Here is a 9,523-nt window from a genome sequence, read left to right as displayed (position 1 = left end):
AGCGTATCGGCATGCTCGACCATGGGGAGGCGGCGCTTCGTCATAAAGGAAGTGAATCATGATTCACAAAAAACAGGAATCCCTTCTGCCACCAGATCTGCTCCAGTTACTGCTTCCCTCCATTGCCGCGGCGGAGGATGCGGTGGCTCGGCTGGACGAGCGGGTGTTACGCTCGGTGGTCGGCGAGGGATTTGCTGAACGCAGCCATTTCTTCGACGCCGCCGGCGCGCTCTGGGTGGCCGGCGAACTCGTGCATGTCGAGGATCTCGTTTTGCATGATGCGCATATGGATAGCCGCGCTCCCACCCACGAACTGACGATCGCCCATTCCGTGCTGCGGGCACGTCGGCGCATCTGGACCGGCGACCCCTCCTGGGCACTTGGCGTCTCGGGCCTTGCGACACTGACTGCGACCGGCGGGGAAGGGGAGGGGAAAGCACAGGAAGCGAAGAGCCTGGCAGTTCCGGTTGAGTCCGACGGAGAAGGTGAGGATGAGGACGGGCCGCTCGCTGCCGAGATGGCGGAGATCGATGCGCTTCTTGCCCGCTCGCAGAAGCTGCTCGATATCCATGCCGGGAAAACGCCGGCAAGCGAGACGGCCGCCGTTACCCCGGCAAGGCGCAACGAAGATCCTCTCGGTTTGCTCGGTGACGACGAGTGGGACGAGGAACAGCGGCTTACGGAGTGGCGAAGCGTCCAGCCATTGGCCGATAGCTTGCCACCAGTTCTCGGCGCCATCATCCTCTTCGAAGCCTGGGAAAGGATCGAGCCGTTGCGGCGTCAGCACTGGCTCGGTGGGCTTCTGGTCGCAAGCCATCTGCGCGCCCGCGGCAAGGTCGCCTCGCATCTGTTTTCTTTTTACGGCGGGCTGAAGCTGGTGCGCCACGAGCGTCGTCGGGCGCGCGATCGCGCCACGCGGCTGCAAGCCTTTCTGGAGGCGATGCATCTGGGTGCTGTGGCCGGCCTCAAGGAAATCGATCGTCTGTCGCTGGCGCGCACGCAGATGGAGCTGCGCTTTCGCGGCCGCCGTTCGAACAGCAGCCTGCCGGAGCTTGCCGATTTCATTCTGTCGCGGCCAATGGTCTCGGCGGCGATGATCGCCCGTCATTTGCGCATCACGCCGCGCGGTGCGCTGAATCTCGTCAATGAGATCGGCATTCGTGAAATTACCGGCCGGGGCCGCTATCGCGCCTGGGGTATCATCTGAAACGAAAACGGCCGGGCGTTGGCCCGGCCGTCTCCTTTAGGTGAGCACCCAGTCCGCCATCCTGTCACAGACTGCAGACCAGGCGCTCTTGCGCTTCCTTTGCCCCCAGAAGCGCAGTCCTATTCCCGCTCGCCGGTGAAGTTGAGCAGAAGCTGGAAGATGTTGACGAAGTTCAGGTAGAGCGAGAGCGCACCGAAGACGGCAAGCTTCTGGTTCGATTCCTGATCAAAGTTTTCCGAATACTGTTCCTTGATGTTCTGCGTGTCGTAAGCGGTGAGACCGACGAAGACGACGATGCCGATTACCGAGATCGCAAACTGCAGCGCGCTTGAACCCAGGAAGATGTTGACGACCGAGGCGATGATGACGCCGAAGAGGCCCATCATCAGGAACGAGCCCATGCGCGAGAGATCGCGCTTCGTCGCATAGCCGTAGAGGCTGGTGGCGCCGAACATCGTGGCGGTGATGAAGAAGGTCCGCGCGATGCTCATCCCGGTGAAGACCAGGAAGACGGAAGCGAGCGACAGGCCCATCACGGCGCAGAAGGCCCAGAAGGTGATCTGAGCGGTGCTGGCCGACATCGTCTGGATCTTGAACGAGAAGAAGAAGACGAAGGCGAGCGGGGCAAGCATCACCACCCACTTCAGCGGCGAGCCGAAGATCGGGACGTAGAGTGCCGGCGTCGAGCCGACGACAAAGGCGACGAGGCCTGTTATGACGAGGCCGAGAGCCATATAGTTGTAGACGCGCAGCATATGCTGGCGCAGGCCTTCGTCGAAGAGGGCCTGGGAGCCGGCGACGGCGCCGTAGCGGGGATTGATCGGGTTCATGCTGATCTCCTCGGTTTGAATTAATAGAGCGAGCGGGCGAGCCGTTCGGCCGCCTGGTCGAGATTGAGACCGCTATCGTCGGCGATCAGCGCATAAGCGACCTCGCCGATCTGCCAATAGGCGGCTTCCGCTTTTTCCAGCGTGAGATGACTGACCGGCTTGACCTCGAAGGCGCCCGGACGGACGGCAAAAAGCGACAGTCGCTTTCCATCTGCTTGTTCGATCGCCATCTCGACGCTGGGGCCGAATTCGGACGGGAAGATCTGCACGTCGGCGACCTTCCAATCCCTAGGCAGTTCGGGCATCACGATCGCGGTGGCGGCGCGAATATCGTCAGCGCTATAGCTGGCCGGCGTCTGCGGAGGCATCGATTGGCGCAGAGCGGCGGTCTGATAGGCGCGGACGGCATCCTCGACATAGGCGGGTGCCGGAACCGATGCCACCACCTCAGTCGCCGAGAAGGCGCCGAAGGAATTGTGCGCCACCCAGCCGGCGGCGATCAGAATGCCGACGGCGGCAACGCGCTGCATGGAATGGAAGATGCGGCCATAGGAAAGGCCACGTTCCAGCCGCCGGGCGGCATCGCGGGTCTCGGGGCGGCCAAAGGCACTTTCGCCGGCCAGCGCCAGACGCAGTTCGCCCCTCACGCTGAGGTCGGCCATGACCTTGGCGGCAATCGCCGGATTCTCGGAAAGATAGGATTCCACCTGGATGCGACGAGCGACATCGAGCTCGCCATCGACATAGGCGTTAAGATCGGCATCGAGGATCGGATCAATTGCTTTCATTGCCGTTCCCTCCGATGATTCTCAGATGCGAAACCCGCGGCGTCTTCTCCTCGAATTCGCGCAGTTGAGCGCGCGCGCGGGAGATGCGCGACATCAGCGTCCCCACGGGAATGCCGAGCGCCTGGGCGGCTTCCTGGTAGGAAAGGTCTTCGATCGCGACGAGGTGCAGCGCCTCGCGCTGTTCCTCCGGGAGGTCGAAGAAGGCGTCACGCACCTGCTGCAGGCGCACGGCGTGTTCCTGGCCGGCCGGAAGCGACTGCTCGGCTTCGACAGCCGCCTCATCGTGGCGGCGCGTCAGCGATCGGTTCCGGCGAAGACGATCGATATGGGCATTGTGCAGGATGGAGAGCAGCCAGGTGCGCAGGTTGCCGCCGCTGCGGAAGCTCTTTCGCTTCTCGAAGGCGCGCACCAGCGCATCATGCACCAGATCCTCCGCCTCGTCCGAATTGCGCACCAGCGAGCGAGCGTAGCGCCTCAGCGCTGCAAGCTGTCCGATGACGTCGAAGGGGCGTTCTTTGCGTTCCATGATTGAGTATACGCAAGTGCGGCGGGTTTTATTCCCGGCGCGGTAAAAAAATCATGCGGGCCGAAGATCGTCGCCGGATCATCATGAAAATAGTCTTCTCAAGCGGACCAGCGCCTCAAATCCCCAATTGTTTATGACAATTACATGACAGATCATGACGCCGCTGATTTGCGGGGGAAAATAAAGAATGAAGGAAAAGAAGCGGGTCTACGAAGCTCTCGTGGACGGCGCCATGGAAGGGCTGACGGATGAGGCGCTCTATGATTTCGTCAAGGCGCGTTGTCCGAAGGCCACCAGCAAGAAGATCGTCCGAGCCTCGCTTCTCGCCCTGATGGATCCTCATCTCAGAGACCGCAATATTCTCGACGTGATCTACGCGCTGGCGATCAAGCATAGGCTGGATGACGGGGTGCTGGACGACGGCGAAGACGAGGAGCCTGACGAGCGGGCACCCTCGCCGGCAGCCAACCAGAACATGCCACAGCTTTCCTGATGCAGGTCGCCTGAAATGGTCAGCCGCCGTCCGAAAGCTCTTCGAGGATCGGACAGTCCGGCCTGTCGTTGCCGTGGCAGGCATGCACCAGGTGCTCCAGCGTCCGGCGCAGCTCCGTCAGCTCGCGGATCTTGCGGTCGATCTCGGTAAGCTTTGTCTGAGCGATATCCTTGACGTCGGCACTCGCCCGGTCCTTGTCCTCATAGAGCGCCAGCAATTGCCGGCATTCCTCGACGGAAAAGCCGAGGCCGCGCGAGCGCTGCAGGAAGCGCAGCTTGTGGACGTCGGTTGCGGCATAGTCGCGATAGCCGTTTCCGCCCCTTTCGGGGCGGAGGAGGCCGATATCCTCGTAGTAGCGGATGGTCTTCGAAGGCAGGCCGGACTGTTCTGATGCTTCGCCAATATTCATCGCCGTCTCCTATAATTTTGCAAAGCGCAGTCTCAGCGCATTTGATATGACCGAAACGGACGAGAGGCTCATTGCTGCTGCGGCGATCATCGGCGAAAGCAGCAGCCCGAAGATCGGATAGAGCACGCCGGCCGCGATCGGCACGCCAAGTGCATTATAGCCGAAGGCGAAGCCGAGATTCTGGCGGATGTTTTGCATCGTCGCCTCCGCCAGCCGCCGTGCCCTGACGATGCCGTTCAGGTCGCCCTTCACCAATGTGATGCCGGCGCTTTCCATCGCGACGTCGGCGCCGGTCCCCATGGCGATGCCAACATCGGCGGCGGCGAGCGCCGGCGCGTCGTTGACGCCGTCGCCGGCCATGGCGATGATGGCGCCCTTGCTACGCAATTCGTCGATCAGCGCCTTCTTGCCTTCCGGAAGCACATCGGCGCGAACCTCGTCGATGCCGAGGCTTTTTGCCACCGCACGCGCCGTGCGCTCGTTGTCGCCGGTCGCCATGATGATCTTCAACCCGCTGTCGTGCAGTGCCTTGATGGCGGCTGTTGTCGTCGGCTTGATGCGGTCGGCAACGGCGACGAGGCCGGCAAGCGCGCCGTCGAACACCACGAACATCACCGTCTTGCCGGCGCCGCGCAGGGCCTCGGTCTTCTCGGCAAGCGCGGCTGGATCAATGCCGAGATCGGTCAGCATCGCGACATTGCCGAGCGCCACCGTCGTGCCGCCGGCACGGCCCTGAACGCCCTTGCCGGTCTTTGCCTCGAAACCGGTGACCTCGACGAAGGGGACGCCGCGCTCCTCGGCGCCGGAAACGATCGCTTCGGCCAGCGGATGTTCGGAGCTGCGCTCCAGGCTTGCCGCCAGCGACAGCAGCCGGTCTTCGCCGACCCCACCGAAGGCGACGACATCGGTAAGCTTCGGCTTGCCTTCAGTCAGCGTGCCGGTCTTGTCGACGATCAGCGTGTCGACCTTGGAAAAGCGCTCCAGCGCTTCGGCATCCTTGATCAGCACGCCTTCCCCAGCGCCGCGCCCGGTGGCGATCATGATCGACATTGGCGTTGCGAGGCCGAGCGCACAGGGGCAGGCGATGATCAAGACGGCGACGGCGGCAAGCAGTGCATTCGCCATGCGCGGCTCCGGCCCGATCGCGGCCCAGACGAGGAAGGCAAGGATGGCAGCGGCGACCACCGCCGGCACGAAGACGGCCGACACCCGGTCGACGGCGCCCTGGATCGGTGCCCGCGAGCGTTGCGCCTTGGCGACCATGTCGACGATACGCGACAGCACCATGTCTGCGCCGACCTTTTCGGCGGCCATGACGAATGTGCCGTTCTTGTTGATCGTGCCACCGGTCAGCGGGTCGCCCTTCGACTTCTCCAGAGGCAAGGGCTCGCCTGATATCATCGATTCGTCGACGGTCGACTGGCCTTCGAGCACGGAGCCATCCACCGGCACCCGCTCGCCAGGGCGAACGCGCAACTGGTCACCGGTCTGGATATCGCCCACCGGCACGTCGCGCTCGCTGCCGTCGGCATCGATGCGCCGCGCCGTCTTCGGCGCAAGGTCGAGCAAAGCGCGGATTGCCGAGCCGGTACGTTCACGCGCTTTCAATTCCAGCACCTGGCCGACGAAGACGAGCGCGACGATAACGGCTGCTGCCTCGAAATAGACGGGCACGGCCGCGCCATGGCCATGGAAGCTCATCGGGAAGATGCCGGGTACAAGCGTGGCGACGACGCTGTAGACATAGGCGGTGCCGACGCCGAGACCGATCAGCGTCCACATATTCGGGCTGCGGTTGACGACAGACGCCCATGCGCGGCGGAAGAAGGGCAGGGCTGCCCAGAGCACCACCGGCGTTGCCAACAGCAGTTCGATGTAGGTGGCCTGCGGCTCGCCGATCGTTTCGCGAAGCGGCAGGCCGAACATCGGCCCCATGCTCAGCGCCAGCAGCGGCACGGCAAGGATGGCGCTGACCCAGAGCCGCCTGACGAAATCGACGAGTTCCGGGTTCGGACCTTCGTCAGCAGGCGGAATGCCCATCGGCTCCAGCGCCATGCCGCATTTCGGGCAGTCGCCGGGACGGTCGCTGACGACTTCGGGATGCATCGGGCAAGTGTAGAGCGTGCCCGTCGGCGCCGGCTTTGCCGGCGGGCGCTTGCCGTTGCGATAGGCTGAGGGGTCGGCTTCGAATTTCGCTTGGCAAGCGGCCGAGCAGAAATAGAACTTTTCACCGTCGACTTTCAGAAAGTGTTTCGCCGTCGAGCGATCGACCGTCATGCCGCAGACGGGGTCCTTCGCGGTCAGATAGTCGTGCGGCGTAGCCGCAAACTTGGTCCGGCAGCCCTCGGAGCAGAAATGATAGGTGCGACCCTCATGGTCGAGCGAGGGCTTGCCGGCCTGAGGATCGACGGTCATGCCGCAGACAGGATCACGGATCATGACATCGGCAGCCTTCTGCTGATCATGGCCGCAGTGGCAATGATCATCGCCATCGTCGTGGCTGTGGTGGTGGTCGTGCTCGTGCTTGATATCCATGACTATCTCCTGCGCCCGGAGGGCGGTTCGATAGGCTTATCCACCTTCCAGCGACTGGAAGGTCAAGCACTATTTTCATAGACTCGATTTTTGCGACGGCTGATCCTCAGATCGGGGTGATCAGCCCAACGGGCTGGCTCCCGAGCAGGGCGGCGACCGAAATGCTTCCCCCAGGCTCGATCGTCTTTGCGGTCAGCAGATCCGCCTTCAGACCGTGAAGCGGGGAGGGGACGGCGATCGCCGTATCCTCCCAGAATTCCGGGCCGGCAAAGAGCACGCCGGGGTCGAGCCAGCCGAACATCAGCCGCGGCGCAGCGATGATGGCGAAATCACTCTTTTGCACTCTGGCAAAAGCGAGGACATGGTCGCGCCGGTTGCCCGTCACCTTCAGGGGCAGATAGTCGCCTCTGGCAAAGAGGTCTGCGTGCCGCTGGCGCAGCTGCAGGCCGATCCCGACGATGCGCTGCTTCAACGCCGCCGCCTGCAGCTTGGCGATCGGTCCGGCTTCATCAAGCCATGCCTTCAGCCGCTCATGATCGACCGGTCGGCGGTTGTCTGGATCGACGAGGCTGAAGTCGAAGCTTTCGGCACCCTGGTAGATATCGGGAATGCCGGGGGCTGTCAGCTTGAGCAGCGTCTGCGACAGGCTGTTGAGGTAACCTGCCGCGATGAAAGGCTGCAGCACCCTTTCGAAATCCTCGAGGAAGACGTCATTATCAGGCGAAACCAGCGCCGCGGCATAGGTCGTGACTGCTTCCTCGTAAGCGGCATCCTGTTCCGTCCAGTCGCTGCGCAGTTTCGCCTCGCGCACGGCCTTGACCGCGTAATCGGTGAGGCGTTCGCGGAGTTCTTCCGTCCGTCCTCTGTCGAAATCTTCCGGCCAGATGCCGGCCAGAGCCTGGTAGAGCATCCATTCGACATTTGGCTCCGGCGCTGCGCCATCCGGCAGATCCTTCAGCCACGGCCGGTTCATGTCGCGCCAACGCTCGACCGCCTGTGCAAAAACATCAGCCCCCTCGCTCAGGGCATAAAGCCTTGCACGCGCATCCTCGCCGCGTTTGGTGTCGTGGGTCGCGCTTGTCGAAAGCCCATGCGGCTGCAGCCGGGCCCGCTCTGCCATGCGGCGGTGGAATTCCTCCGGGCCGCCAGGCGCCTTGCCGGGTTCACCGCCCACTTCGTTGGCGGCAAGCAGCCTGTTGTAGCGGTAGAAGAGCGTGTCCTCCGTCGCTTTGGCCATCACCGGTCCGCTCAATTGCTGGAAGCGGATCCGGAACTCGTGGGCCGCATGACCTTCGACCTTGCCTTCGAGAAGCTTCAGCACATGGTCGAGGGCACGTCGATCATCGAGCCGCGCCATGGCTTGCGAGGCGGTCGCCGCAAGGACCGCTGAATCCTGCCAGGAAAGCGGGCCGCCGTCGCCATAGGTGCGGTAGACGGGAAAGGTGATGAGCAGTTCGCTGAGGGCTGTGGCGATCTCGTCTCCCTTTACCTCGGGAAAGATGCCTGCTGCGACCGACACCAGCCTGCTGGTCTCGCCGGCGAAATTGCGTTCGACCATCAGTTCCTTGGCAATTCGTCGGCCCGCCTCGAGATCACCCGTCTCGACGGCGATGCTGCGATAGGCATCGTCCAATATGCGCAGGCCGCCCGCGTCGATGAACAGCTCGCTCAGTGCGGCGATGAATTCATATCCCGTGGTGCCGGCAACCGGCCAGCTCTCCGGCAGGACTTCGCTAGCCCCAAGGATCTTTTCGACGACGATATAGGTGTCCGGTCCCACCGCCTCCCGCAACCTGTCGAGATAGGCCTTAGGCTCGGCGAGCCCGTCGACATGGTCGATGCGCAGGCCCTGCACCTTGCCATGGCGCACCAGCTCGATCACCAGCCGGTGCATGTCCTCGAACACCGGGGGATCTTCGACGCGGGTGCCGACCAGTCCGGTCACCTCGAAAAAGCGGCGATAGCTCAGATGTCGCGCCGCCCCCTTCCAGTGGGTCAGCCGCCAATGCTGTCCCTCATGCAGGCTTCTCATGAAATCGCGATCGGCCGAGACGTCATTGAGCTTCTGCTGGAGGGCGGCTCGATCGCCGCCTTCGAAGAGGATATCGCGCATCGCGCGGTTGAAGTTCTCGCCGGAGGTGACGGCCGCAGCCTCCGCCATTCTGGTGGCAACCGGGTCGTCGAGCCGATTTGCGATCGCTCCGTAACTCGCGGCGTTCAGCGGCAACAGCGTCTCGAAATAACCGAACGCGAAGTTACCGTGCGTTTCGTCGAGCGCGATGCGCAGCTCGCCACCGGCGAGTGCTCCCTCGAAATCCTGACCGAGCTGCGGCAGAGTCAGCGGTTCGCTCCAGTCGATGTCGAAGTGGCTGAAATAGGCGCTCTGCCGGCCAGATATCAGCACGTCGCGCCACCAGCCGTTTTCCGGCGAGGCCGCCATGTGGTTCGGCACGATGTCGAGGATCAGCCCCATGCCTGCGGACGCAAGGCTTTCCGTCAGCCGCTCGAATCCGGCCCGGCCGCCGAGCACCGGGTCGATTTCGTTGGCGTCTGTCACGTCATAGCCGTGGGTCGAACCGCTGACGGCAGTGAAGATCGGCGAGGCGTAGAGGTGGCTGATGCCGAGCATCTTGAGATAGGGGACGAGGTCGCAGGCGCGATCGAAGGTCATGCCGTTGCGGAATTGTATCCGGTAGGTCGCTGTCGGGAGTGTCATGAGGCCGCTGATGTTGGAA

The 9,523-nt window shown here is 63.0% G+C and carries 8 protein-coding genes; 2 read left to right on the top strand and 6 right to left on the bottom strand.

Annotated elements, in window-relative coordinates; genetic code table 11:
• The first annotated feature begins 58 nt into the window (after positions 1-58).
• Positions 59-1,207: an RHE_PE00001 family protein gene (locus tag MOV76_RS24420; RefSeq protein ID WP_247265471.1), complete on the top strand. Its 1,149-nt coding sequence runs from the start codon at positions 59-61 to the stop codon at positions 1,205-1,207.
• A gap of 119 nt (positions 1,208-1,326) precedes the next feature.
• Here MOV76_RS24420 and MOV76_RS24415 read toward each other — a convergent pair whose 3' ends face one another.
• The 3 genes from MOV76_RS24415 to MOV76_RS24405 are packed head-to-tail and all read right to left on the bottom strand — an operon-like array spanning position 1,327 to position 3,351.
• Positions 1,327-2,037, bottom strand: a complete 711-nt coding sequence (locus MOV76_RS24415; protein ID WP_018246224.1) for a Bax inhibitor-1/YccA family protein — start codon at positions 2,035-2,037, stop codon at positions 1,327-1,329.
• 20 nt (positions 2,038-2,057) lie between these two features.
• Entirely contained in the window at positions 2,058-2,825 is a 768-nt protein-coding gene (locus MOV76_RS24410; RefSeq protein ID WP_018246225.1) for an anti-sigma factor, read from the bottom strand.
• Positions 2,812-3,351 (bottom strand): sigma-70 family RNA polymerase sigma factor, encoded by a 540-nt coding sequence (locus MOV76_RS24405; RefSeq protein WP_018246226.1) that lies wholly within the window; start codon positions 3,349-3,351, stop codon positions 2,812-2,814. The genes MOV76_RS24410 and MOV76_RS24405 overlap by 14 nt, the downstream gene beginning before the upstream one ends.
• A 187-nt stretch (positions 3,352-3,538) precedes the next feature.
• On the opposite strand from MOV76_RS24405, the gene MOV76_RS24400 reads away from it, so the two are divergent.
• Positions 3,539-3,844: a hypothetical protein gene (locus MOV76_RS24400; protein ID WP_018246227.1), complete on the top strand. Its 306-nt coding sequence runs from the start codon at positions 3,539-3,541 to the stop codon at positions 3,842-3,844.
• A gap of 19 nt (positions 3,845-3,863) precedes the next feature.
• Here the strand turns inward: MOV76_RS24400 and cueR are convergent, their stop codons facing one another.
• The 3 genes from cueR to treY all read right to left on the bottom strand — a co-directional run bounded on the left by cueR (position 3,864) and on the right by treY (position 9,504).
• Positions 3,864-4,253, bottom strand: coding sequence for a Cu(I)-responsive transcriptional regulator (gene cueR / locus MOV76_RS24395; RefSeq protein WP_130719186.1), 390 nt, complete (start codon positions 4,251-4,253; stop codon positions 3,864-3,866).
• 9 nt (positions 4,254-4,262) lie between these two features.
• Entirely contained in the window at positions 4,263-6,788 is a 2,526-nt protein-coding gene (locus MOV76_RS24390) for a heavy metal translocating P-type ATPase (RefSeq protein ID WP_247265470.1), read from the bottom strand.
• Between the two features lie 106 nt (positions 6,789-6,894).
• Positions 6,895-9,504 (bottom strand): malto-oligosyltrehalose synthase, encoded by a 2,610-nt coding sequence (gene treY, locus MOV76_RS24385; RefSeq protein ID WP_247265469.1) that lies wholly within the window; start codon positions 9,502-9,504, stop codon positions 6,895-6,897.
• Positions 9,505-9,523 lie beyond the last annotated feature (19 nt).

This window comes from Rhizobium sp. PRIMUS64 (assembly GCF_023006465.1).
GTDB lineage: Bacteria > Pseudomonadota > Alphaproteobacteria > Rhizobiales > Rhizobiaceae > Rhizobium > Rhizobium leguminosarum.
The sequence above is the reverse complement of the archived record's forward strand: the minus strand, read 5'-3'. Positions and strand labels throughout refer to the sequence as shown.